21 protein-coding genes and 1 pseudogene are annotated in these 24,334 nt (G+C 74.2%); 6 read left to right on the top strand and 16 right to left on the bottom strand.

Annotated elements, in window-relative coordinates; translation table 11 throughout:
- The first annotated feature begins 135 nt into the window (after nt 1-135).
- Nucleotides 136-1,476, top strand: coding sequence for an MFS transporter (locus Sri02f_RS28240; protein WP_109004146.1), 1,341 nt, complete (start codon nt 136-138; stop codon nt 1,474-1,476).
- Nucleotides 1,477-1,675: 199 nt separating this feature from the next.
- Here Sri02f_RS28240 and Sri02f_RS28235 read toward each other — a convergent pair whose 3' ends face one another.
- On the bottom strand, nt 1,676-2,086 hold the full coding sequence (locus tag Sri02f_RS28235) for a VOC family protein (RefSeq protein WP_109004145.1): 411 nt from the start codon (nt 2,084-2,086) through the stop codon (nt 1,676-1,678).
- A gap of 272 nt (nt 2,087-2,358) precedes the next feature.
- Between Sri02f_RS28235 and Sri02f_RS28230 the strand changes: the two genes are divergently transcribed.
- From Sri02f_RS28230 to Sri02f_RS28220, 3 genes are read left to right on the top strand one after another with little or no spacing between them, the layout of a single operon-like run.
- Nucleotides 2,359-2,988, top strand: coding sequence for a TetR/AcrR family transcriptional regulator (locus Sri02f_RS28230; RefSeq protein WP_109004144.1), 630 nt, complete (start codon nt 2,359-2,361; stop codon nt 2,986-2,988).
- Entirely contained in the window at nt 2,985-4,457 is a 1,473-nt protein-coding gene (locus Sri02f_RS28225) for an MFS transporter (RefSeq protein ID WP_109004143.1), read from the top strand. The genes Sri02f_RS28230 and Sri02f_RS28225 overlap by 4 nt, the downstream gene beginning before the upstream one ends.
- Nucleotides 4,458-4,497: 40 nt before the next feature.
- Complete coding sequence (locus tag Sri02f_RS28220) at nt 4,498-5,727, top strand: serine hydrolase domain-containing protein (protein ID WP_109004142.1); 1,230 nt, start codon at nt 4,498-4,500, stop codon at nt 5,725-5,727.
- Between the two features lie 103 nt (nt 5,728-5,830).
- Here Sri02f_RS28220 and Sri02f_RS28215 read toward each other — a convergent pair whose 3' ends face one another.
- From Sri02f_RS28215 to ribA, 4 genes are all read right to left on the bottom strand, one after another.
- On the bottom strand, nt 5,831-7,003 hold the full coding sequence (locus tag Sri02f_RS28215; RefSeq protein ID WP_109004359.1) for a saccharopine dehydrogenase family protein: 1,173 nt from the start codon (nt 7,001-7,003) through the stop codon (nt 5,831-5,833).
- Nucleotides 6,996-8,078, bottom strand: coding sequence for a saccharopine dehydrogenase (locus Sri02f_RS28210; protein ID WP_109004141.1), 1,083 nt, complete (start codon nt 8,076-8,078; stop codon nt 6,996-6,998). Before Sri02f_RS28210 ends, Sri02f_RS28215 begins: the two co-directional genes overlap by 8 nt.
- Nucleotides 8,075-9,220 carry an NAD(P)/FAD-dependent oxidoreductase gene (locus Sri02f_RS28205; protein WP_109004140.1) on the bottom strand — a complete coding sequence of 382 codons (1,146 nt, stop codon included), beginning with the start codon at nt 9,218-9,220 and terminating at the stop codon, nt 8,075-8,077. Before Sri02f_RS28205 ends, Sri02f_RS28210 begins: the two co-directional genes overlap by 4 nt.
- A gap of 135 nt (nt 9,221-9,355) precedes the next feature.
- Complete coding sequence (ribA, locus tag Sri02f_RS28200) at nt 9,356-10,015, bottom strand: GTP cyclohydrolase II (protein WP_109004139.1); 660 nt, start codon at nt 10,013-10,015, stop codon at nt 9,356-9,358.
- A 38-nt stretch (nt 10,016-10,053) separates the two neighbouring features.
- Between ribA and Sri02f_RS28195 the strand changes: the two genes are divergently transcribed.
- Nucleotides 10,054-10,851 carry a creatininase family protein gene (locus Sri02f_RS28195; RefSeq protein WP_109004138.1) on the top strand — a complete coding sequence of 266 codons (798 nt, stop codon included), beginning with the start codon at nt 10,054-10,056 and terminating at the stop codon, nt 10,849-10,851.
- Between the two features lie 152 nt (nt 10,852-11,003).
- Here the strand turns inward: Sri02f_RS28195 and Sri02f_RS43115 are convergent.
- From Sri02f_RS43115 to Sri02f_RS28170, 5 genes and pseudogenes are all read right to left on the bottom strand, one after another.
- A pseudogene (locus Sri02f_RS43115) lies at nt 11,004-12,005 on the bottom strand (lysylphosphatidylglycerol synthase transmembrane domain-containing protein); the annotation flags it as partial.
- Nucleotides 12,002-12,952 carry an SAM-dependent methyltransferase gene (locus Sri02f_RS28185; protein WP_245970859.1) on the bottom strand — a complete coding sequence of 317 codons (951 nt, stop codon included), beginning with the start codon at nt 12,950-12,952 and terminating at the stop codon, nt 12,002-12,004. The gene Sri02f_RS28185 and the pseudogene Sri02f_RS43115, both read right to left, overlap by 4 nt.
- Before the next feature lie 182 nt (nt 12,953-13,134).
- Complete coding sequence (locus Sri02f_RS28180) at nt 13,135-14,349, bottom strand: glycosyltransferase family 4 protein (RefSeq protein WP_109004136.1); 1,215 nt, start codon at nt 14,347-14,349, stop codon at nt 13,135-13,137.
- The gene (locus Sri02f_RS28175; RefSeq protein WP_069772866.1) at nt 14,346-14,744 is read right to left on the bottom strand and encodes a 6-pyruvoyl trahydropterin synthase family protein; all 399 of its coding nucleotides are present in this window, start codon (nt 14,742-14,744) and stop codon (nt 14,346-14,348) included. The genes Sri02f_RS28180 and Sri02f_RS28175 overlap by 4 nt, the downstream gene beginning before the upstream one ends.
- 111 nt (nt 14,745-14,855) lie before the next feature.
- The gene (locus Sri02f_RS28170) at nt 14,856-15,845 is read right to left on the bottom strand and encodes a zinc-dependent alcohol dehydrogenase (protein WP_109004135.1); all 990 of its coding nucleotides are present in this window, start codon (nt 15,843-15,845) and stop codon (nt 14,856-14,858) included.
- Between the two features lie 108 nt (nt 15,846-15,953).
- Between Sri02f_RS28170 and Sri02f_RS28165 the strand changes: the two genes are divergently transcribed.
- Complete coding sequence (locus tag Sri02f_RS28165; RefSeq protein ID WP_109004358.1) at nt 15,954-16,709, top strand: CDP-alcohol phosphatidyltransferase family protein; 756 nt, start codon at nt 15,954-15,956, stop codon at nt 16,707-16,709.
- 89 nt (nt 16,710-16,798) lie between these two features.
- Here Sri02f_RS28165 and Sri02f_RS28160 read toward each other — a convergent pair whose 3' ends face one another.
- The 6 genes from Sri02f_RS28160 to Sri02f_RS28135 form a co-directional block, all read right to left on the bottom strand.
- The gene (locus Sri02f_RS28160; protein ID WP_109004134.1) at nt 16,799-18,685 is read right to left on the bottom strand and encodes an ABC transporter permease subunit; all 1,887 of its coding nucleotides are present in this window, start codon (nt 18,683-18,685) and stop codon (nt 16,799-16,801) included.
- Between the two features lie 3 nt (nt 18,686-18,688).
- The gene (locus tag Sri02f_RS28155; RefSeq protein ID WP_109004133.1) at nt 18,689-20,269 is read right to left on the bottom strand and encodes an ABC transporter substrate-binding protein; all 1,581 of its coding nucleotides are present in this window, start codon (nt 20,267-20,269) and stop codon (nt 18,689-18,691) included.
- A gap of 4 nt (nt 20,270-20,273) precedes the next feature.
- Nucleotides 20,274-20,948: a GNAT family N-acetyltransferase gene (locus tag Sri02f_RS28150; protein WP_109004132.1), complete on the bottom strand. Its 675-nt coding sequence runs from the start codon at nt 20,946-20,948 to the stop codon at nt 20,274-20,276.
- 445 nt (nt 20,949-21,393) lie between these two features.
- Complete coding sequence (locus tag Sri02f_RS28145; protein WP_109004131.1) at nt 21,394-21,933, bottom strand: hypothetical protein; 540 nt, start codon at nt 21,931-21,933, stop codon at nt 21,394-21,396.
- A gap of 115 nt (nt 21,934-22,048) precedes the next feature.
- On the bottom strand, nt 22,049-22,897 hold the full coding sequence (locus Sri02f_RS28140) for an alpha/beta fold hydrolase (RefSeq protein WP_109004130.1): 849 nt from the start codon (nt 22,895-22,897) through the stop codon (nt 22,049-22,051).
- An 84-nt stretch (nt 22,898-22,981) separates the two neighbouring features.
- Nucleotides 22,982-23,917: a PIG-L family deacetylase gene (locus Sri02f_RS28135; protein ID WP_159106792.1), complete on the bottom strand. Its 936-nt coding sequence runs from the start codon at nt 23,915-23,917 to the stop codon at nt 22,982-22,984.
- Between the last annotated feature and the right edge of the window lie 417 nt (nt 23,918-24,334).

The following is a 24,334-nucleotide window of genomic DNA, read 5'->3' as shown; positions in this document are numbered from 1 at the left end:
CCATCCGCTACTAACTACCCAGTGGGTTAATTAGCCGGGCACGCACCCGGCGCAGCCGCCCCGCACCCCAGGGAACCGGCCCTTCTCCCCTTGCCCCACTCCACCTACGTTGGAGTCCCCTCGAAGGAGCACGCCGTGTCCGTCCCCGCCGCACCCCCCGGCCAGCCGAAGAAAGCCGCCACTGCGGCCTGGATCGGCAGTGCCCTCGAGTACTACGACTTCTTCATCTACGGCAGCGCCGCGGCCCTGATCTTCCCGAAGGTCTTCTTCGACGAGTCCGACCCGGCCACCGCGACGCTGCTCTCCCTGGCGACGTTCGGCGTCGCCTACGCCGCCCGTCCCGTGGGCGCTCTCTTCCTCGGGCACTTCGGCGACCGCGTCGGCCGCAAGAAGATCATGGTCTTCACGCTCCTGCTGATGGGCCTGTCGACGTTCCTCATCGGCTGCCTGCCCAGCCGCGCCCAGGTCGGCTCGCTCGCCCCCGTGCTGCTGGTGCTGTGCCGTGTCCTGCAGGGAGTCTCCGCGGCCGGCGAGCAGGCCAGCGCCAACTCCATGACCCTCGAACACGCGCCGTCCGACCGGCGCGGGTTCTTCAGCAGTTTCACGCTCAGCGGCACCCAGGGCGGCCAGCTCCTCGCCACGCTCGTCTTCATCCCCATCGCGGCCCTTCCCGAGAAGCAACTGCTGTCCTGGGGCTGGCGGGTGCCCTTCTGGCTGAGCATCGCGGTCGCCGTCGCCGGCTACGTCATCCGCCGCAAACTGGAGGAGACCCCCGCCTTCACGGCACAGCAGGCCGGCGGCGAGGTCCTCAGGCTGCCCCTGGCGGTGCTGCTGCGGGAACACTGGGCGGACGTGCTGCGGGTGATCGCGGGCGCGCTCGTCGCCTCGGTCAGCACCATCTTCACCGTGTGGGCGCTGGCCTACGCCACCGGCGACTCGGTCGGGATGAGCCGCTCCTCCATGCTCTGGGTGGGCGCGCTGGCCAACCTGGTCGCGCTGGCGGCCATCCCGGCGTGGGCCACGCTCTCCGACCGCATCGGCCGCCGTCCGGTGTACCTGGTCGGGGCGGCCGGCAGCGCGGTCATGATGTTCGCCTACCTGTGGGCGATCTCCACCGGCTCCTACCCGCTGATCCTGGTCCTGGGCGTCCTCGCCTTCGGCGTGGTCTACAGCGCCGCCAACGGCGTGTGGCCTTCCTTCTACGGCGAGATGTTCGCCACCCGCGTCCGGCTGTCCGGCATGGCGATCGGCACCCAGGTCGGCTTCGCGGTGGCCGGGTTCGCGGTCACCTTCGCCGCACAGCTCGCGGGCCCAAACGGCGACGACTGGTCCTCGGTGGCCTTCTTCACGGCGGCGCTGTGCGTGCCTCCGGTGATCGCGGCCCTGTCGGCCCGGGAGACGGCCAGGATCCCCACGGAGCAGCTCGGCGAGCGCGACCTGCGGGAGACCGCCCGGCCGGAGGCGGTGACGGCCTGAGCGCACGACCGAGGCGCGGACCCCGGGCCCGAGCGAGCCTCCCGGCCCGCGCGGGCCTTCGGGCCCGCCCTCGTCCGGGATCCCGGACGCCCTTGCGGCTCCGGGATCCCGGCGCATCCGCCGCAGGGCGTGCCCGACGGCGGTGCGGGAGACCCGGGCCCGCCGGACCGCGCGTCATCCAGGGGCGTCAGGCGTTACGTCAGGCGTTCGACCAGCCGCGCCGGCACAGCACCAGCCGGTATCCGTCCGGATCCTCGACGGTCACGCCCCACTCGTTCCAGTAGGGATTGGGCGACGCCACCCGTACGCCCCCGCCGCGCTCCAGCCGGGCCACCAGGTCGTCGGGGACCGGGCCGTCGACGTAGATCACCAAGAGGTCCTCCTCCGTCGGGCGGGGCTCCACGGGACGGCTCGGCTCATGGACGAGTTCCAGGTGCCAGTCGGCGTCCGGCCAGCCGAGCATCAGCAGATCGTGCTCACCGGGCCGTGTGCCCCCCTCCGCCCGCCACAGCACGCTCAGCCCGAGGCCCTCCCTCCAGAACCGTTCCGCCGCGGCCAGGTCGCGCGAGGGCCGGGCGACCCGGATGTGACTACGGCCGTTGACGGGCATGGCGACTTCTCCTCACAGGGACGGCGGACTGCTCCCGCAGCCTAGACAGCGGGAGCCCGTCGTGGCATCGGCCGTCGGCCCCGCGCCCGCGGACCCACCCTCGTGCGACCGGGGGCGCAGGACCCGACGGCCCTCGCGCACGCCATCGGGAACGCCGCAGAACTCGTGCCGAAGGCGCCCCGGTCCGCCGGGACGCCTTGCCGCCGCAGCGCTCCGCCGCTCGACGACCGGAGAGGTAGACACTGTCTACCGCACCCTGGTAGACAGGGTCCATGAAGGCGCCCACGCCCGATCCCGAGCCGACGCCCGAGGCGTCCGGCCGCACCGCCTCCGACGCCGGTCTGCGCACCCGACTGGTCGACGTCGGCGTGGACCTGGTGTCCCGGGAGGGCGCCGGCGCGCTGACCCTGCGCGAGATCGCGCGGCGGGCGGGCGTCTCTCACGGAGCGCCCCGCCGCTACTTCCCCACCCACCTGGACCTGCTGTCGGCCATCGCGCACCGCGGCTTCACCGACCTCGCCGCGCGCGTGAGACCGGCCCCGGGCGACGAGGACGCGGACCCACGCGGGCGGCTCGCCGAACTCAGCGGCGGCTACCTGCAGTTCGCGCTGGAGAACCCCGGGATGTACGAGTTGATGTTCCGCCACGACCTGCTGGAGAGCGGTCACCTGCGACTGCGCGACACCAGCCTGCCGCTGTTCGGCGTCCTGGTGGAGCTCGTCGGCCGCGTCCGCCCGGACGCCGACGCCCGTGCCGTCGCGGCCGCGCTGTGGGCGAACCTGCACGGCATCGCGCAGCTGTGGCGCTGGGGCAGCCTCCAACTCGCCACCGGGACCGACGACTTCGCACCGCTTCTGCGCACGGCTCTGGACGCGCACCTGGGTCCCGAGGCGGGCCGGTGAACCGTTCCCTGACGCTGGCGAGCAGCGTGGCCGGCGCGGTGATCGTCGCCCTGGACGGCACCGTGCTCACCGTCGCCCGGCCCGCTCTGCAACGCGATCTGCACGCCTCGCTGGCCCAGGCCCAGTGGACCGGCACCGGCTATCTGGTCGCGGTCGCGAGTCTGCTGGTGTTCGCCGGGCGGCTCGGCGACCGGCACGGACACCGCCGCGTCTTCGCCGTCGGCATGCTCGGTTTCGGGGTCGTCTCGGCGGCCCTCGCCGTGGCGCCGGGCGTGGGCTGGGTGATCGGGCTGCGGGTCGTGCAGGGCGTGTTCGGGGCGCTGTCGCAGCCGGCCACGCTGGGCATGCTGCGGGCCTCGTTCCCGCCGGACCGGCTGCGCACGCCGATCGCCGTGCGCACGGCCGCCATCGGGGTCGCGGCGGCCGTCGGACCCGTGGTCGGCGGGGCGCTGACCACGCAGTTCGGCTGGCGTTCGGTGTTCCTGGTCGCCGTCGCGCCCGCACTGCTGTTGGGGGCGCTCGCTCTCGCCTCCCGGGAGGAGACCCGGCCGTCCGCCGACGGACCGCTGGACCTGCCCGGCGCCCTGCTCCTCGCGGTGGCGCTCGCCTGTCTGGTCCACACCCTGGTCACCCTCCCCGGCTTGACGTGGTCGGCGCCGGTCGCGCTGCTCGCCGGCGCCGCCTTCGTCCGGCACGAGCGACGCAGCCCGGCGCCCCTGCTGCCGCCGACGGCGCTCGGGCGCTCCGGCCGGGGGAACGCCGGCTCGCGCGCGGCCGGCGCGGCCCTCGGGGTGCTCGTCATCGCGTCGGCGGCCCTGAACGGCGCCGTCTTCGCCTGTGTCTACCTCCTGCAGGACGGCCTGGGCCTCACCCCGCTGCACAGCGCCCTGCTCAGCCTTCCGCTGGCCGTGTTCCTGGTGGGGGCCGCCCCCGCCGCCGCGGTCCTGCTGCGCCGGGCCGGCGCGCGCGCCACGCTCACGGGGGCGACGACCGCCCTGGCCGTCGGCCTCCTCGTCCTCGCCGGCGCTTCCGCTCCGGCCGTCTTCTGCGCCGGATTCGCCCTGGTGGGCGGCGGATTCGGGGCCACGATGGTGGCGGCGACCCATGTCGTCGTACGCGAGGCGACCGCAGAGTCGGCCGGGGTGGCGGGCGGGCTGCAGCAGACGGCGATGAACGTCGGACCGGCGCTCGGCGTCGCGACGGCGACCGTGCTCATGGACCTCGGCGCACCGCGCTCCCCCTTGCTGGCGCTGGCGTGCGCGACCGCGGCCGCTCCGGCGCTCTGCCGGGCGCTGCCGAGCCGTTCACGCCCCGCTCCCACCGAGCGCCCCCTCCCCCGCCCGACCGGCTGCCCCGCTGGTCACCCGGCTGAGGGAAGCGACGCAACGCACAAGGATCACGGTGCCGAAAGGGGTCCGCACGCGCGTTCCCTGCGCGACGATGAGGTCGGAGGCCGTCCCGGCGGGTAGGCCGGGACCGCGCCTTGAACGAACGCACCGGAGGAGAACGATGGCACTGCTGCGACAAGAGGTCGACCCGAGCGAGGCCGGGCTGGACGCGAAGGCGCTGGACCGCCTCGACCAGCACCTCGCCCACCGTGTCGACGAAGGGCGTCTGCCCGGGTTCCTCTTGGCCGTCTCGCGCGGCGGCCGGGTCGCGCACCTCGCCACGCACGGTCACCGCGACATCGCCGCCGGGCTGCCCGTCGAGGCCGACACCCTGTACCGGATCTACTCCATGACCAAGCCGGTGACCTCGGTCGCCGCGCTGATACTGATGGAGGAAGGCCGGCTGGGGCTCGACGACCCCGTCGCCGACCATCTGCCGGCCTTCGCCGACCAGCGCGTGTACACCGGCGGTTCGGGCTCCGGCCTGTCCACCCGCCCCGTCGAGCAGCCCCTGCTGGTGCGGCATCTGATGACCCACACCGCGGGCCTGACCTTCGCGTTCTACCACTGTCACCCGGTCGACGCCCTCTACCGCGAGGCCGGACTGGACTCGGCGGTGCTGCCGGGCTCGGACCTCGCGGCCACCGTGGAGGCCTACGCGCGGCTGCCGCTGCAGTTCGAGCCGGGCACCCAGTGGAACTACTCGGTGGCCACGAACGTCCTGGGCCGGGTCATCGAGGTGGTCTCCGGGCGGCCGCTGGACGAGTTCCTCGCCGAGCGGATCTTCCGCCCGCTGGGGATGCCCGACGCCGGTTTCCAGGTCACCGCCGAACAGGCGGGCCGCCTGGCGGAGTTGTACGGGGACGCCGACGGCGGCGGCATCGAGCCGATCCCGGGTCTGCCCCTGTCCGGCCGCCCCAGGTTCCTGTCGGGCAGCGGCGGCATGGTGGCGACCGCCTACGACGTCCACCGGTTCAGCGAGCTGCTGCGGCGGCGCGGCGAGCTCGACGGCGTGCGCCTGCTCGCGCCCGCGACGGTCGACCTGATGACCCGCAACCACCTCCCCGGCGGCGCCGACCTGCGGGCCTTCGGCAGCCGTCCGGCCCACGACGAGCCGGGCAACGACGGCGTCGGCTTCGGGCTCGGGGTCTCCGTGGTCGTCGACCCGAACCGCACCCAGGCCCCTTCCGGGCTCGGCACCTACGGCTGGAGCGGCGTCGCCACCACGACCTTCTGGGTCGACCCGGCCCATGACGTGTCCGTCCAGTTCCTGACCCAGCTGCGACCGCGGAAGTCGCTGAAGCTCTACCCCGACCTCAAGCGACTGGTCCACGAGGCGGTCACGGGCTGACGCCCCGGGACCGCCGCAGCGGCGCCGCCCGCACGGGACGTCCCCGCGCCCGGAGTCCGGCGGCAGCCGCCCCGCCGGCCGCCGCCGGACCTCGCGTGCTCCGTCAGTCCCCGACGCGTACCGCGAAGTCCAGTCCGTCGGCGCGCAGTTCGTCCAGCCACCGTTCGGAGCGGCCCGCCGTCCCGGCCGCCCTGCACAGCCCCGGCGGCAGGGAGCCGTTCAGGATGTGCCGGACGCCGAGCGCCAGCGGGCGGGAGACGCAGCGGGCCATCGCGCTCTCGTCCGCGTCGCCCTCCACGTCCAGCAGGTAACGGCCGGACCACGAGCCGCCGTCGCCGACGTCGCCGCCCCGGTCCGCGCGCACCTCCAGGGACACGGCGAGGACCACGCGGTCGCGATCGGCGGCCGTCGTCGGGTGGGCGGCCGCCAGCTCCCCGGCCAGCGCGGCGATCCGGGCGTCGTCGCCGGTCCTCAGCTCCTCGAACACGGCGTCCCAGGCCCGCAGCCAGCCGTCCAGGCGCAGCGTCCCGCGCACGAAGTCGGTCGGCCGCCAGGCCCGGGGCAGGGCGTACTGCTCGATGAAGGGGACGCTGTCGCGGTTGGGGTACGCCTCGAACCTCTCGCCGCCGACGAGGTGCCCGCGGGTGGCCTCCCAGGGGCGTTCGACGACGGTCTCGACGCCGTCCTCGACGTAACGCGCGGGCGTGCGCAGGGCGTTGAGGACGCCGAGCGGGGCCCAGCTGAAGCGGTACCTGAAGTCGTCGGGGACGGCGGGGACGCCTCCGCAGTACGACGTGAGGCGGTACGAGGCCGGAGTGTCGTCCCCGACCGCCCTGCGGGCGCGGTCGACGAGACTGTGCGCGAAGAGGTGGTCCACGCCCGGGTCGAGTCCCGCCTCGGTGAGGACGACGATCCCGGCCGCGGCGGCCGCGGACGCCTGTTCGCGCACCGAGTCGGAGACATAGCTGGAGCACGCGAAGTGGGCCCGCCCGGCCACGCACGCCGCCAGCAGCGGGGCGTGCTCGGTCGCGGGCAGCATCGACACCACGACGTCCCCCGGGGACAGCTCGGCGGCGAGCGCGGCCAGGGTGTAGGCGCGCGGCTCGGCGCGTCCGGTCAGGCCCAGGCGGTCGAGCGCCCCGGCCGCCCGTTCCGCCGTGCGGTGCCACAGGCGTATGCGGTCGCTGTGCTCACACAGGGCGGCCAGGCCGCTGCCCGTGGAGAGGCCGGCGCCGACCCAGTGGACGGCGCCGGTGGCGGGCACGGCGTCAGACACGGCGGGACTCCCCTTCCGCCCCGAACCGCCCGGGCTCCAGGCCGTGTTCACGGCTCGCCTCGTGGAACCGGGCCAGGCAGCGGCCCCATGCTCCGCCGGCGCCGAAGTCGAGCAGCTGGGGCGTGAGGGCCGCCGAGAAATCGACGCTGGACTCGCGCGGCAGCAGGGAGGGCAGGTTGTCGATGGCGATCAGGTCCAGCGGGGGCTCCTTGCGCAGACGGCGCACGGGGTCGGCCCACTCGGTGGTGCGGTCGTACACCGGCAGGACGTTGAGCGGCGAGCCCACGTCACAGGTGACGTCGGACAGGGTGCGCAGCCGACGGTCCGGGTCGTCGAGGTCCTGTTCGCGGACGAACGGCGGCACGGGGGTCGTGGCCAGGACGCAGTTGACCATCACGTCGTGCGCGAGCAGGGCGGGCCGGTCCAGGTCGCGGGTCTGCGCCAGGTCCCAGCACGAGGGGTCCACGCCGGCCGTGGCGAACGCGGCCCGCGCGCCCCGGCCGCTGCGCCCGAGGGCCCCGACGACGAGGGCGGTGAACTCCTCGTCGTGGTCCGGCGCCTGACGCAGCGTCGCGTCCAGCTCGTCCTTGCCGGTGGGCCGAAGCGGAGCGGTCAGCGTGCCCCGGTGCTGGAGGACGGCGAGGGCCGCGCCGAGGTAGCCCGCCCAGTAGCCGAAGGCGGCGAGACGACGGCCGTCGTCGTCGACCAGGTACTCCAGGTCGAGCAGCGCGCCGCCTCCCGCGGCGAACCGGCGCAACAGGGCGGCGGCCCCGGGCTGCCGCTTGTAGGCGTGCCCGAAGAACACATGCCGGTGCGTCAGTTCACCTGGCTGGTATGGGAGTTCCTTGAGGCCGAGGACGACGGCGTCGGCCGGCGCCGAGGTCCATGAGCCGGCGGGGGCGATCCGCGCGCCGACGGCCTCGTACTCCCGGATCGGGAAGACGCGCTGCGGGGAGTCCTCGACGCTCAGGCGCACGCCGGCCTCGACGAGGCGGCGGGCGTCGTCGGGGACGACCGGGGTGCGCCGTTCGGTGGCGCGGACCTCGTGGCGCAGCCACAGGTGGAGTGCGGTCATACGCGGTTGACCTCCGGACGCGGGGCGTCGGCCGCGAAACGGTCGGCGCTCAGGGGGGCGACGTCCACGAAGGGTACGCGGCCCAGATACAGGTCGCGGACGACCTCGCCGACGGCCGGCCCCTGGAGGAAGCCGTGCCCGGAGAACCCCGTCGCGTACAGGAAGCGCGACACCGTCGAGGCCTCGCCGATCAGGGCGTTGTGGTCCGGGGTGACCTCGTACAGGCCCGCCCAGCCGCCCGTGCGGCGCAGGTCGAGGAGGGCGGGGGCGCGGCGCTCCATGGCGGCGGCGAGGCGGGGGATCCACCGGTCGTGGGTGTCGGTGGCGAAGCCGGGACGCTCGTCCGGGTCGGACATGCCCACCAGGAGGCCGGGGCCCTCGGCGTGGAAGTAGAGGCTGCTGGTGAAGTCGATGGTCATGGGGAGGTCCGGCGGGAGGCCGGGGACCGGTTCGGTGACCGCGATCTGCCGGCGCAGCGGCTGCACCGGCAGGTCCACGCCGGCCATCGCGCCGACGGCCCTGGACCAGGCGCCGGCCGCGCAGATCACCGTGTCCGTGGCGATCGGGCCGAGGGTGGTCCGCACTCCGGTGATCGCGGAGCCCTGCCGTTCGATGCCGGTGACCTCGGTGTGGCGCAGAACGCGCGCCCCGCACCGGCGGGCGGCGGCCGCGTACCCGTGGACGACGGCTTCCGGGGTGCAGTGACCGTCGTCCGGCGAGAACGCGGCCGCCAGTAACCCGTCGGTGCGGATCAGCGGGGAGAGACGGCGGGCCTCGGCCGGGCTGATCATCCGGCTGGGCACGCCGAGCGCGTTCTGCAGCCGCACGCCGGCCTCGAAGGAGGCGACCTCCTGCGGGGTGGACAGCAGGAAGAGGTAGCCGACGCGGTGCAGCCCGATGTCGTGACCGATCTCCTCCCCGAACCGCCCGAACGCCTCCAGGCTGCGCGCCCCGAGCTGGATGTTCAGCTCGTCGGAGAACTGGGCGCGGACCCCTCCGGCGGCCTTCGAGGTGGATCCCGCGGCGAGCTCGTCCCGTTCCAGCAGCAGGACGTCGCGGACGCCGGCGGCGGCCAGGTGGTAGGCGATGGCGGCGCCCATCACCCCGCCGCCGATGATCACGACCGAGGCATGCGTGTTCACGCGGGTGCTCCTTCCGGCGACGGCCCCGGCCCGCTGCCGAGGCCGGGGCTGTCGTGCACCAGGCCTGTCGTGCGCCGGGGCCGTCGTGCGTCGTGCCGTGGTCCCCGCGCGCGGGGGCGGCGGCGTGCGGCGCGCTCAGGACCAGTGCGCCACCGCGTCCAGGTGGGGCAGCCGGTGGTCCAGGCGCTCCCGCTTGGTGCGCAGGTAGGTGATGTTGTTCTCGCACGGTTCGATCAGCAGCGGCACCTCTTCGGCGACCCTGATGCCGTTGTCCACCAGCGCCTCGCGCTTGCGCGGGTTGTTCGACATCAGGCGGACCGAGCGCACGCCCAGGTCGCGCAGGATGTCGGCGGCCACCTTGTAGTCGCGGGCGTCCACCGGGAAACCGAGCGCCACGTTGGCCTCGACGGTGTCCAGGCCCTCCGCCTGCAACGCCATCGCCCGCAGCTTGCCCAGGAGTCCGATGCCGCGGCCCTCGTGCCCGCGCAGATAGACGACGACGCCACGGCCCTCCGCGACCACCGCCCGCAGCGCGGACTCCAGCTGATCGCCGCACTCGCAGTGCTGGGAGCCGAACGCGTCGCCGGTCAGGCATTCCGAGTGCAGCCGGGTCAGCACGTCCTCCGCGCCGATCTCGCCGTAGACCAGGGCGACTTGTTCGTCACCGCGGTCGTGGTCCATATAGCCGATCGCCTGGAATTTCCCGTACACGGTGGGCAGGGGGGCATTCACCACGCGTTCCACACCGGTGCGCTGCGGGGTCTTCGTGCCGAGTACGCCAATGTTTTCTGTCATGATCTGGTTCCTAAGCAGAGACGAAGGGCCGGGAAGAAATGAGTGGTTCGGACATACGGTCGGCGGCGTACGGAATGATGCCGACGGACACCACCGAGGACGTGCGGGCCCGGGGAGCCGGAGTCGCGACGCAGGTGGCGGTCCTGCCCGTCGGCAGCTTCGAACAGCACGGCGCGTACCTGCCGCTGGCCACCGACACGCTGGTGGCCTGCGCCGTCGCGCGGGAGATCGCCGGGGCGTACCCGGTGCACCTCCTCCCGCCGGTGACCATCGCCTGCTCGCACGAGCACGCGGCCTGGCCGGGAACCGTCAGCATTTCCTCCGTGACCCTTCACGCGGTGGTACGGGACATCGCGGCGTCGCTGCGCCGCTCGGGCGTCGAAGCCCTGGTGCTGGTCAACGGACACGGCGGGAACTACGTCCTGGGCAACGTCGTCCAGGAGTCCTCCGCCGCAGGCGAGCGGATGGCGCTCTTCCCGGCCCCGGAGGACTGGGAGGCGGCGCTGGAGCGGTCCGGGGTGTCGACCTCGCTGCTCACCGACATGCACGCCGGGGAGATCGAGACCTCGATCCTGCTGCACGCCCACCCCGACGTCGTCCGGCCCGGTTATGAGTCGGCCGATTTCGTCGCGGACGACCGCCGTCATCTGCTCACGCTGGGAATGTCCGCCTATACCGATTCGGGCGTCATCGGCCGTCCTTCCCTGGGTTCGGCGGAAAAGGGAAAGGAACTCCTGGCGAGCCTGGCGGATTCCTTCGGCGCGTATTTCGCCTTGCTCACCTCCGCGGCTTCGGAGGCTTCGGCGACCGGGGCCGGTGACGAGGCCTCCTCGTAGCGCCGCTCGTCCTCGCCCCGCTCGTCGAGGTCCGGGCCGGCGGCCCGGGTGCGCAGTCCCGCGGACCAGCGCACCACCAGCACGACCGCCCCGGGCAGCGCGGCCACGAAGCTGAGCACCCCGTAGACGACGGCGACCGTCAGCCCGGTGCTCGCGCCGAGCCCCGCGGCGCCGAACGCCCACGCGGTGACGCCCTCGCGCGGGCCCCAGCCGCCGATGTTCAGCGGCAGGCCCATGGCGAGCAGCGCGAGGACGGCGATCGGCAGCAGCGCGAGCACGGAGGCGCCGGAACCGGCGACCCGCGCGGCCACGACGAACATGCCGAGGTGTCCGCTCAGCACGATCGCGGAGGACACGGCGACGCCCGGCGCGTTGCGCCGCGACAGCAGGCTCTCGCGGGCCTCCGCCAGCGTCGCCCGCAGCCGCCCGGCGCGCCGCGGCCCCGAGGAGCTCATCCGCACGGCGAGGGCGACGGCGAAGGCTCCCGCGCCGGCCAGCAGGACCAGCGGCGTGATCTGCCGGACGTCCTGCATGACCGGGGACGGCAGGGTCAGCAGGATCGTCACGCCCGCCACGGTCAGCACGAGCTGTCCCGCGGTGCGCTCCAGGACCACGGCCCGCACACCGCGTCCGACGTCGCCCGCGCTCTGCCCGTGCCGCACCGCGCGGTGCACGTCGCCGAGGACGCCGCCGGGCAGCGCCGCGTTGAGGAACAGGGCACGGTAGTAGTCGGCGACGGCCGGGCCGAGCGGCAGCCGGATCCGCAGCCCGCGGGCCACCAGCGCCCACCGCCAGGCGCTGAACACGGTGGTGAGCGCGCCGATCGCGAGCGCGGCGAGCAGGGTCGGCGCGTCGATCCGCCGCAGCCCGTCGAGGAAGACTCCGGTGCCCAGCCGCCACAGCAGCACGGTGAGGATGACGACTCCGGCGACGGTCCCGACATGGGTGCGCAGGGCGCGGTTGCCGAGCAGGGCGCGCAGCGGGGAAGGCCGCTTCGCGTGCGGCTCGGCCACGACGACGCCGATGCGGGCCGCCGAGACGGCGGCGCCGCCGGCCGCCGCCCGCGGGGGCCGGCGCACGACGGGCGAGCCCGTCTCGGCCCACAGCACGGGCGCCGCGCTGGTCACCCGGGGGCCGACCGTCTCCGCGCTCATCCGGCTCCGCCCGTCGGCCGGGCCAGCGCCAGCAGGTCGCTGTGGTGCACGGTGGCGCGCAGTTCGCCGGCGGCGCAGGCCGCGAGCCGGGCCGCCAGGTAGGGCTCGGCGCGCTCGGCCAGCTCGGGGCGCTCCTCCACGGCCGCGCCGACCCAGCCGCGCAGCCACTGCGCCGTCAGGCCCACGTTCTCGGGGCCGAGCTGCCATGCGCTCGGGTGCACCTTGACGGTCGCGCCCTGGTCGGCGAACGCCTCGCAGGCCACGGAGACGGCGTCGGGGCCGAGGAGACCGCCGCGCCGCTGGTGGTCGTTGAAGGCGGCGGCTATCTCGTCGTCCAGCGGGTCGGGGGCGCTGAGTTCGACCCGGCCGGCGACCGACAGGGTCAGCAGCGCGGGGCAGCCCGCGCCGGCGCAGGCCGCGGCGAGCGTCTCGACCTCCTCGCGGGTGAGGACGTCCAGCAGCGCGGAGGCGGTGACCAGCGAGGCGCCGAGCAGGGCGTCCGGGGTGAGGCGGGCGACGTCGCCGCGGCGCGTCTCGACGGTGACCCGGCTGCCGTCGGCGGCCGCCCGCGGGGAGGCGACGGCCGCGAAGTGCAGCAGGTAGGGGTCGCGGTCGTGCAGGACCCAGTGCTGGGCGCCGTCCAGCCGGGGGGCCAGCCAGCGGCCCATGGAGCCGGTGCCGCAGCCCAGGTCGTGGATGGCCAGACCGCTGCGTCCGGGCAGGTTGGCGAGCCGGATCCGCAGCGGGTCCAGCAGCTCCATCGACCGGGCGGCGGCGTCGGCGGGCTCGCGCAGCTCCAGCCACTCGGGGGCGTAGCGGGGCTGCTCGTCCGGCCCGGCGTCGCGCAGCCGCACGGTGGGCCGCTCGCCGGAGCGGCCGACCGGCCCGGCGCCGGCGATGACGGACTGCGGGTCGGCCTCGGCGCCCGGGCCCTCGGCGTGCGCCATGGGCGCGGCGCCGGGAGCCGACGCCTGCGGCGCGGGGTCCGCGTCCGGCCCGGGATGCGACGCGGTCGGGCCCGGCGCGGGCAGCGCGCCCTCCGCCAGGGAGACGGACTCCATGCGGCCGGGCTGGGCCGGGACGCCGACCACGCGTCGTGACACGTCGGCCGGGGTCGCCGTCGTCTTCCTCATGCCACCCTCCGGGGTTCGCTGGGAAGCCTGCCCAGAACGCCGGCCAGGCTCTGGGCGGTGGACGCCCAGCCGTTCAGGGCGGCCCGGCGGCTGCGCGCCGCCGCCTTCAGCCGCCGTCGCACGTCCGGCTCGCCGAACCAGCCGCGCAGTTCGGCGGCGAGGGCGGCCGGGTCCTCCGGCGGGACGAGAATGCCGGGGACCCCGCCGTCGGGGGCGCGGCCGACCGCTTCGGGCAGCCCGCCGACGTCCGTCGCCAGGACCGGGATGCCGCGGGCCAGCGCCTCGGTGACGGCCATGCCGTACGTCTCCGCGTACGAGGTGAGGACCATCAGGTCGGCCGAGGCGTAGGCGGCGTCGAGCTCGGCGCCGGCCTTCGGGCCTGCCAGCTCCAGCCTGTCCTGCAGACCGTGCCTGCCGATCAGCTCGCGCAGATGGGCGACGTACTCCGGGTCCTGCCCGAGACCCCCCACGCACACGCAGCTCCACGGCAGGTCCTTGGCCGCGGCCAGCGCCTCCACCAGCCGGTGCTGGCCCTTGCGCGGAGTGACGGAGGCCACGCACAGCAGCCGGGAGACGCCATCGGTGCCGGACGCCAGAGGGGCGATGTCGGCGCCGGGGGCGGCGACGTGCACCCGTTCGGGGGCGAGGCCGTGATGGGAGACGAGTCGGCGCACCGCCCAGTCGCTGGTGGCGACGACCGCGGGCACGGCCCGCAGCACCGCCCGCTCCTTGGCGTCGAGCTCGGCGGCCACCTCGGGCGCGAGGCCGCGCTCGTCGCCCAGCGGCAGATGGACGAGGACGACGAGCCGCAGGCGCTCCGCCTCGGGGGCGATGATCTCCGGGACCCCGCAGGCGACCAGCCCGTCGAGGAGGACGACCGTGCCGTCGGGGAACTCCCGCAGCGTGCGCGCCAGATCCGCGCGGGCGTCCGCCTCCGGGCGGGGCCAGGATCCGGACAGCAGGTGCTTGTGGACCTGCCAGCCGAAACCGGGCAGGTCCAGACACAGACGCCGGTCGTAGGCGTTGCCGCCGCTCGGGTTCGCCGCGTCGTCGACGCCGCCCGGCATCACGAAGTGCACGGAGCGCAGGGACATGGGGATGATCCCACCGATCTTGGGAAGCGGCGCCTGCACGGGCACGTACGCGAGCGGGGCCTGCTTGCCGGCCGGCGCGGTCTGCACGGCGGCCTTCTCCACCGTCACGTCGGTCACAGCGCACGCTCGTAACTCGCCCAGGCGACGTGCGACTCGTGCAGGGTGACGGCGACGGCGGCGATGCCCCGCGCGCCCTCGCCGAGGGCGCCCTTGTGGATGCGCTCCGCGAGCCGGTCCGCCACGACCTTGGCCAGGAACTCCGTCGAGGTGTTGACCCCCGCGAAGTCCGGCTCGTTGTCGAGGTTGCGGTAGTTCAGCTCGCTGACCACCGCTCCCAGCTCCTGCGTGGCCAGTCCGATGTCGACGACGATGTTGTCGTCGTCCAACTGCTCGCGGCGGAAGGTGGCGTCCACGAGGAACGTCGCTCCGTGCAGGCGCTGCGCGGGTCCGAAGACCTCGCCGCTGAAGCTGTGGGCGATCATGATGTGATCGCGGACGGTGACACTGAACAACGGACGACCCTCCAGGTGCGGCGCCTCTGCTCCCCCGGCCGTTGACCGCCGGGGGATGCCGTGTAGTACGGCTCTTGGGTTCCCCCTGTTCACCCTGATCTCACTCTTTTCTCAGGTCAGGCGCTCCTGGTCGTACCTGATGCCGTGACACAGCGCCGGGATCTCGCCCGACGCGAGCTTCGGCAGCACCTGCGGCAGCTCGTCGAAAGCGCTGTCTCCCGTGACGAGGGCATCGAGCGCCGGATCGGCCAGCAGCTCCAGGGCCAGGGCGAGCCGGTCGGCGTAAGTGCGGCTGGAACGGCGGGCCGGGGAGACCGTGCCCACCTGACTGCTGCGCACGACCAGCCGCCGGGAATGGAAGTCTTCGCCGAGCGGGAGGGAGACCTTCCGGTCGCCGTACCAGCTCAGTTCGAGGACGGTCCCCTCGTCGGCGAGCAGCTCCAGCGAGCGTGTCAGGCCCTGCTCGGTGGCGCTGGCGTGCACGACGAGGTCGCAGCCGCCGAGAGCGTCCGCGGGCGATGCGAAGTCCACGCCGAGCGCCTCGGCGACCTTCTGCCTCGTGGGGTCGGCGTCCACCAACTGCACGCGGACTCCGGGAAAACGGGCCAGCAGCGCGGCCACCGAGCAGCCGACCATGCCACCTCCGACCACCGCGATCCGGTCGCCGACCAGCGGCGCGGCGTCCCAGAGCGCGTTGACGGCCGTCTCCACGGTACCCGCGAGGACGGCCCGGCGCGCGGGCACGGAGTCCGGCACGACCGTCACCGCCGTCGCCGGGACGACGTACCGCGTCTGGTGCGGATAGAGGCAGAAGACCGTGCGGCCGAGCAGCTCCGCCGGTCCCCGCTCCACCACGCCGACGTTGAGGTAGCCGTACTTCACCGGCGCCGGGAAGTCGCCCTCCTGGAACGGCGCCCGCATGGCCGCGTGCTGGCTCGCGGGCACCCCGCCGCGAAAGACGAGGGTCTCCGTGCCGCGGCTGACGCCGGACCACAGCGAACGCACCAGGACCTCGCCCTCGGCCGGGTCCGCGACGACGACTTCGCGGATCTCTCCTTCACCGGGAGAGGCAACCCAGAACGCACGCGCGGCGATCGACATCCACATCCTCCTGAACGATCGGGAACCTGTTCACGTACCGAGGTGTGCACAGTCCGCGCACAGTACGCGGCACTGATCATCTCTGTCATCTGGCCGGAGGAACGTGCGGTGGCCCTGAACAACACTTACGACGCGAGGCTGGTCCAGCAGGAGACCGCTGTGGGAGCGGGCGTTCAGATCCTGTTGCTGGCCCTGCTCGGCACGGCGATCGGCATGGGGCCGGCGGGCTGGGTGACCGGTCTCGTCTTCGCCGTCGCCACCTGGGCGGTGCTCTCCCGGGCGCTGCACCGCTCCAGCCTGCGCACGTTCGGCCCGGCCAACCGGGTCACCCTCGGCCGCGCGACGCTGGTCGGCGGAGTGACCGCACTGGTCGCGGACTCCTTCGAGAGCACACCCCCGGTCACGCTGCTGGTCGGTCTGACGGCCGTGGCCCTGATCCTGGACGGCGTCGACGGCAAGGTCGCCCGCCGCACCAACACCTCGACGGCGCTGGGCGCGCGCTTCGACATGGAGGTCGACGCGTTCCTGATCCTGGTGCTCAGCGTGTACGTCTCGATGGCGCTGGGCCCCTGGGTCCTGCTGATCGGCGGCATGCGCTACGCCTTCGTCGCCGCGGCCCGCGTCGCCCCCTGGCTCAACGCCCCGCTCCCGCCGAGCACCGCCCGCAAGACGGTCGCCGCGCTGCAGGGCGTCCTGCTGCTGCTGGCGGGCTCCGAACTGCTGCCCTACGCCGCCACGTTCGCCGTGGTGCTGCTGGCGCTCGGCTCGCTGGTGTGGTCGTTCGGCCGGGACGTGCTGTGGCTGTGGCGGACCTCGCGGACGGTGACCGAACTCCCGACGGAAGCCGTACTGGAGCTCGTGTAGTCGTCCTCGCGCAGGGAGCCGATCGCTCAGGCGGTCGGTCGTCCGATCGAAAGGGCCCGGTTCGTCGGCGAACCGGGCCCTTCGGCCGTTCACGCCCGGCGCGGAGGTGACACGGATCCCGCTCGCGGAGGCGGCACGGACCCCCCTCTCGGTCGTCCCGGCCCCGCCGACTCGGCTCGGGCCGCGAGCTGTTCAGCGGTCGGCTGCTCCGCCGCACCACGCCGTCGAGGGCGTACGGATCCTCGTGATCGCGGTGTGCGCCCCGGCGGTCGCAGCAGGCCGGGCGCCGTCACCGCCAGGGCCCCGAGCAGAGCGACCACGGCGGCCGGAGCGAGGACCGCCCAGGGGGCGCGTTCGGCATAGGGCTGGTTCTCCGCCAGGAGCAGGCCCCACTCGGGGGACGGCGGCTGGGCGCCGAGGCCGAGGAAGCCGAGGGAGGCGAGGGCCAGGGCGATCCCGGGCAGCCGAAGCAGCGCGTGGCGCACGACCGGCGGCAGGACGGCCGGCAGGAGCCGGCTCCTCAGCAGGTACCAGCGGCCCGCGCCGAGAGCCCGGGTGGCGGCGAGGTGGACGGTGGCCCCTTCCTGCCGCAGCAGCGCCGAGGTGTGCGCGGCGAGGGGCGCCCACGCCACCACCGCCACGGCCAGGGCGGGCGTCGTCGGGCCGTTGCCCCGGACCGCGGCGACCAGGAGCGCGGCGAGCACGGGCGGTACGGCGTTGACGGTGTCGACGAGCGGACCGGACAGCCGGGGCAGCAGTCCGAGCAGCACCCCGGCGGTCAGGGCGAGCGCGCTGACGGTGAACGCGAGGAGCAGGGTGTCGACGGCGCCGTGCGCGACCCGGGCGAGGACGTCCCGGCCGAGCGCGTCCGTGCCGAACGGGTGCGCCGCGGAAGGGGATCGGAGACGGTCGCCGGTGTCCAGGGCGAGCGGGTCGCGAGGCAGACCGAGACCCACGACGCCGAGCAGCAGGACGCCGTGGACGAGCGGCGGCGCCCTGCGGGCGGCCGGCGCCGGCCGGTCCAGGGTGTGCAGGGCCCCGTCGCGCAGGGCGGGGCCGACGAGCAGCCGGGCGGCGAGCCGCGCCACGCCGGTGGTGACGGCCGCGAGGGCGACGAGCACGAGGGCTCCGGCCTGCAAAACGGGCAGGTCCTGGGCGATCGCCGCCTGCAGGGCGGTCCGGCCGAGGCCGGGGATGTCGAAGATCTGCTCCACGGCGACCGACCCCCCGGTCAGCCCCACCGCGAACAGCCCCACGTTGGGCAGCAGTCCGGGCACGCAACGGCGCAACGCCTGACGGGCGATGCTGCGGCCGGGAAGTCCGCGCGCGGCGGCGGCCGACGCCCAGGGCTCGGCGAACGCCGAGGGCAACCGGTCGTCCAGGAGCCGCCCGAGGACCGCACCGGCCGGCAGGCCGAGGGCCAGCGCGGGCAGCACCGTCCACTGCGGGCCGTACCAGCCGAGGGCGGGCAGCCACCCCCACTGCACGCCCACCACCGTCGCGAGGACGGACGCGAGGAGGAACTCCGGCAGCGCGGCGAGCACGGCGGAGCCCGAGCCGCCGGCCGGCCGGCCCTGCAGGCGCCGCCGCGCGCCGAGGAACAGGGTGCGGGCGCACACACCGGCCGCGACGACCACGGCGACCGCCAGCGCCGCCGCCGTCAGCAGCAGGGACACGCCCAGCGCGTCCAGCACGCCGGGCAGGACGTCGGCGCCGGAGATCCAGGACCGCCCGGCGTCCCCGCGCGGCAACCCCGCGAGCCACCGCCCCAACAGACGCGCCGGACCGTCGTCCAGGCCGAGCCGGTCGCGGATGTCGGCGAGCACCTCCGGGGAGGGGTCGCGGTCGGCGGACCGCGCCTTCAGCACGGTGAGCGCCGGGTCGGTCCGCGAGAGCCAGGGCAGCAGCCCGATCCCGCACACCAGCAACGCGCCCAGCACCACCCGCCACAGCAGCGCGCCCATCCTGCTCCTCATGCGTCAGCGCCTGGTCCCGGCGCCGACGAGGGTGCGCTCGTAGGGGTCGGGCGTCACGCCGCCGACCCTCGCCGCGACGCCCGTGATGATGCGCTGGTGGACCAGCGGGACCACGGCGTCGGTGCCGAGGATCACGGCCTCGGCGGCCATCGCGGCGTCCTGCCGCTCGTCGGCGTCCGCCGCCGCCTGCGCCTTCCCGACGGCACGGTCGACGTCCGGGTCGCAGAGCCGGGCGAGGTTGTAGCCGCCCTCGCAGGTGAAGTCGCCGGCGAGGACGGAGACCGGGTCACCGGTGTCCAGAAGGCTGTTGCGGGCGCCGACGAACGCGTCGAACCTCCCGGCGAGGGCGTCGCTCTCCAGCCGTGAGTACTCACGCACCTCCAGCGTCACCTTGAAGCCGGCCTTCTCCAACTGCTGCTTCAACACCTGCGCGACTTCGGGGAGTTCGGGCCGGTTGTCGTAGGTGGCCAGGGTGAGGGAGGCGCCGCCGGGGGCGACCGCCTTCGCTCGTCCGGCCGGCCGGACGCGCTTGCCCTGCGCCCAGGTGACGGCCGGGCCGTAGATCCCGGCGCCCGCGTCGGCGTGTCCCTCGTACACACCCTCGGCGAGGACCGAGGCGTCGACGGCGGCACGGGCGGCGGCACGCAGCGCCGGGTCCTTGAAGACGCCCGACCGCGCGTTGAGGTGGAGGCTCGTGGTGCGGGTCGTGGCGGTCTCACGGCGGGTGCCGGGGTCGAGGGTGGCGGCCTGGGCGACGGGTATCGCCTCGGCGAGGTCCACCTGGCCGGTGCGCAGGGCGTTGGCGCGGGCGGCGCCGTCGGCGACGAAGCGCACGTCGACACCGGAGGACTGGGCGCGGCCGCCCCAGTAGCCGTCGAAGCGGTCGAGGGCGGCGGCGCTCGCCCCGGTCACCCGGGTGATCTCGAAGGGGCCGGTGGCGGTGCCGACCGGGTCGACGGCGTCCTTCTTCCCCTTCCCGTACGCCTTCGGCGAGAGGACCGCGAGACTCGGACTGGACAGGCGCAACGGCAGCACGGGGTCCGGGGCGGCGGTGGTGACGCGTACGGCGGCGCCGCCCGCGGCCTTCGCCGTGAAGGCGACACCGGCCAGGGCGGCCGGGGCGGGCCTGGCCTCGCCGGCCCGGGCGAGGGAGGCGGCGACGGCGGCGGGCGTGACGTCCGTGCCGTCGTGGAAGACGGCCTCGCGCAGCGTGAACAGCCAGGTGCGGTCGTCCTCACGCCGCCAGGACGCGGCCAGCGCGGGAACGGCGGAGCCGTTGCCGTCGAGCGCGGTCAGCCCTTCGGTGACGCCGAGACGACTGAGGATCGTCGCGTCGGCTCCGTACGGGGAGAGGTTCTCGGCGGGCGGGAAGGCGAGCGCGACCCGCAACCGCGAACCGCTGCCCCCGGCATCTCTGCCTTGGCCGTGGCCGCCGCCGGAGCCGGAGGAGGCGAAGCAGCCGGCGAGCAGCGGTGTGAGGCAGAACAGGGCGAGGAGCCGGGAACGAGGGAGGCGGCGGGGACGACGGAGACCACGCGGGCTCCGGAGACTGTGCGGACTACGCGGACCAAGCGGGACGTGCATGGAGTTACCGGCCTGTGCGAGGGGGGTGGAGGGCGGGAGAAGAAGCGGGGAGGAGACCCCCGCAGGGGAGGTCGGCGGGGGCGACGGCGGGGGCAGCGGCGGGGCCAAAAGCGTCGAGGGGGACGTCGAAGTGCACGACGCCCTGGCCGCCGTCGGCCTCCTCCCGTTCGTCGTGCACGACGGTGCCGAGCGACCGCCAGAACCGCTCGGCGCCCTCGACGGCCGGGTCGGTGTGCAGATAGACGGAGCGGTAGCCGCCGTCCGCGGCCGCGAAGGCGAGGAGTTCGGCGACCAGCCGCCGGGCGAGGCCGCGCCGCCGGTGTTCGCGCCGGACGTAGACGCGGCGCAACTGGGCGGTCGTCCCGGAGGGATAGCGCTCGGCGACGTGACGCGGGTTCGGCGGGTACGCGGGACCGCGGGAGTCGAGGGCGGCGGTGGCGACGACCTCGCCGCTCCCTCCGGTGCCGGGGTTCCCACCGGCACCGGAGGTCGCTCCGTCGAGCGCGACGAGCAGGGTGTGGCGTTCCGGGGCGAGGTAGGCGGCGAAGGGATCGATGATGTCGCCGTGCCAGCGGGGCACATAACCGCTGCCGAAATCGCGGTAGACGGTGTCGAGCATGACGGCTCGGGCGCCGTCCAGGTCCTCGGGGCCCGCAGGCCTGATGCAGTAGTGACGCACTTGCGAATCATATGCAGCAAGCTGGACAAGTCGATCACTGGATCACCACTCCCGGAGTTGACAGAGATCACGAGGGACCCCTCAATCTAGCCACATGACATTCATTTTCAACAAGGTGCTGCGGTGATGCGCGTCGCATTCGCGGGGAAGGGCGGCAGCGGCAGCGGCAGCGGCAGCGGCAGCGGCAAGACGAGCCTGTCGGACCTGTTCGCACGGCACTCGGCGCGGTCCGTCGCCAAGTGCCGGCCGTGGACGGCGACATCGACCAGCACTCGTCACAGGCCCTGGACCCGGGGTCGCCATCGTCGCCCAGCAGGCGCAGCAGCCGCGAGCCGCGGCCGGGCGGGGTCGTCGACGATGCCGCCGAAAGACCCCCGCTACGGACTGCCGGTGCGGGGCGGGCGCGACGGCCCGCTGCGCTCACCCGAGGCCGCCCGCCCTGTGCTCACCTCAGCCCGCTCGCATCGAGGAGACGCACCAGGTCCTTCCGCCCGTAGCCCAGGAGTGCGGCTCGATGGGCGGCCGTCAGCATCAGCTGCGCGACGGTCTGCGCTCCGTAGCCGTCCCGGTCGTCCGCGGACCATTCGTCCGGCTTGTCGATGCCGAGGCTGCTCATCACCAGGCCGTGCTCGCGGCGGATCTCCGCGACCGTGTCGGACACGGCTCCCAGCAGGGTGGCTCCGGGACGCTCACAGGTGAGGGCGAAGCAGCCCCGGTCGACCGGTTCACAGCCGCTGGGCGGATGGGTGCGCAGGCGCTCGTACCGTTCGTCGCCGAAGCCGCCGTCGCCGAACTCGTCGTGGACCAGCACGAACCGGTGGAATCCCGCAGGCGTCGGCGGAGGCGGCGGCGTGTACTCCCAGCCGGCGTCCTCGTGCACCAGCCGCCGCACCTCTTCCTCGTCGGCCGAGGTGACCATGAAGCCGGTCTCGGTGTTGTGCCCGGTGATCGTGCCGTCGGCGTTGCGCTGGATGTGCAGGCTCATGGCTCCCCCGTGGTCGTCGTGAGCGGGAAGATCCCGTCACCCGCACAACGGTCCGCCGGATCGGCCCGTGCCCGCTCGCCGGCACATCACCCGATCGCGTGAACGAATCCCGTGCTCACCGCCCGCCGTCCAGGAACTCCGTCACCGCCGACACGAAGCGCTCGGGATCGTCCCGCCACGGAAAGTGCCCCGCGCCGGGCTGCACGACGAACTCGGCCTTCGGGAAGAGCCCGGCGAACTCCCGCATCACGCGCGGCGGCGCGCCCAGGTCGCCCTCGCCCGCGAGGAGGAGGACCGGTGACGAAAGGTCGGCGAGGGACCGGCGGGTGGCGGCCGGGGTGAAGGCGCCGTCCGCGGCGTACGCGGCCGCCGCCTCCTGGTTCTTCTCCTTCTCGCCGGCCGCGTCGAAGGCTCGGGCGTCCTCGTCCCACCGTGCGTGGAAGAAGGGGGCGACGAGCTGCCAGGAGCCGGCCGTGGCCCGGCCGGAGGTGATCGCCTCCAGGGCGGCGTAGGCGGTGGCGAACCACGGCTCTTCGCGACGCAGTCGTGCGGTCGCCAACCGGTCCTCGGCCGTGATCTCCAGGCCTGCCGCGTACACGCTCGGGGTGATCAGCAGCAGACGGTCCACGCGGTCCGGGTGGCGGGCGGCGTACAGGAGTGCCAGGTTGGCCCCGGCGGAGTGCGCGAGCACGTCGATCCGTTCGAGCCCGAGGTGCACGCGCAGCGCCTCGACGTCGTCGACCTGGCGGTCGCAGCGGTACGAGGCGGTGTCCGCGGGGGCCTCCGACCCGCCGGTGCCCCGGGGGTCCAGCCCGATGAGCCGCCGGTGGGACGTCAGCCCGCCGAGGTCGCCGAGATAGGCGGCGGACTGCATGGGGCCGCCGGGCAGGCAGATCAGGGGTGGGCCGTCCCCCGCCGCGTGGTGGGCGAGGCGGGTTCCGTCGGCGACGGTGAAGATCGGCATGGGGAGATCCTCACAGGAGGCTCAGCGAGGGACAACCCGGTCGGTTCCCGCGTGCGGTGCGCGCCGGGGTCTCGCCGAGCCGGGTCATGCCTTGTCCACGATCCAGTTGGGTTCGCCGCGTCTGACCGCCGCGAGGTCGGAGCCGACCGAATGGAGCCCGATCGCGTACATGCCGTCGTCCTCCGTCCTGCCCGGCGCCCAGGAGCTGTAGGCGAGGCTCGCGTTCTTCGCCATCTGGTGTGCGGTCGCCGCGAGCTGCGGAGGGATCCGGTACGGAACGGCCCCGGGCGCCGTGGGGCCCTGTTTGCGGCGCACCACCCATCGGCAGTCGCGGAACCGGACCGGATCGTCGAGGTGGAGCTGCCGCAGCGCCGTGCCGAGAGCGGAATGGCACGGATCCGTGTCCTTCCACCACATGGTGCACAGCCCGGCGTCCGGGTACAGATCGGCGTACCGGGTGATCAGTTCCCGCGCTCGGGGGACGTCGATCTTCGGCTGCCGCCAGTCCAGTTCCAGGTGCAGGTTCTCCGGGACGATGCCGAGGGGCCCGCAGGCCGCCTTCAGTTCCCTGTCCCGGGCTTTGGCGAAGGCCTTCGGACTCATGGGGGTGAGATGGCCGTAGCCCTCGCGGTCCGGATAGTGACGGCCCCAGTACCGGTTGGAGGTCTCGCCGTTCAGCACGCGCCGGATCCTCGAGGCGGATCCGTCCGTGGCGAGGACGACGTGCACGTCCCGCCCGGTGAGCGCGTGATGCGTCAGGATCTTCCACGCCCACAGCAGTCCGTCGTCCTGGTGGGGCTCGAACCAGATGAACGGACGGCCGGTCGGGGACACGGGATCGGCAGGGGGGAACGAAGCCGCGGGGTGCACCGTGCCCGCGGATCCCGTGTCGTGCGCCTGCTGGTGACTCGTCGCGGCGGACATCAACGCGGCTGCCGGCGCGGCACTCGCACCGAGCCCGACAGCAGCTGCCGCCGTGCGAAAGACCGACCGCCGGGACACCCCGGTCTCTTCGTCCATGAAGTCAACACCCCTTCCTCTGCCGAGCATTAGGAGGGCGTTTCACGTGACGAGGTTGGGTGCTGGACAGATCATGTGATGGAAAACGCACGAGGACGATTCGGGACCATCGGACGGTGCCCGGCGGACCGGGCGGTGCGGCATGCGTCGCGAATACGGGACCGCGTCAACGGTCCTTCGTCCGGCAGCCCGTGAGCGGCCGGTGAGCGGCGCGGTCCTCGCCTTCCGCACGGGGTGGCGGGCGCGGGCTCCCGCACCCGCGCCCACCGGTCTCCAGTGCCCGCCGGTCTCCGGCTCTCGCCGTTCCCCGGCGCGCGCACCCGCTGTCGTGCCCATCGGTCCGCGTTGCTGCGGACGACCGCAGACCGCAGACCGCGGACCGCAGCCCTCACGCCGCGGACCGCGCCCCGCGGCTCC

The organism is Streptomyces rishiriensis (assembly GCF_003112535.1).
Lineage (GTDB): Bacteria > Actinomycetota > Actinomycetes > Streptomycetales > Streptomycetaceae > Streptomyces > Streptomyces rishiriensis.
This window is presented reverse-complemented; position numbering and strand designations above follow the sequence as displayed.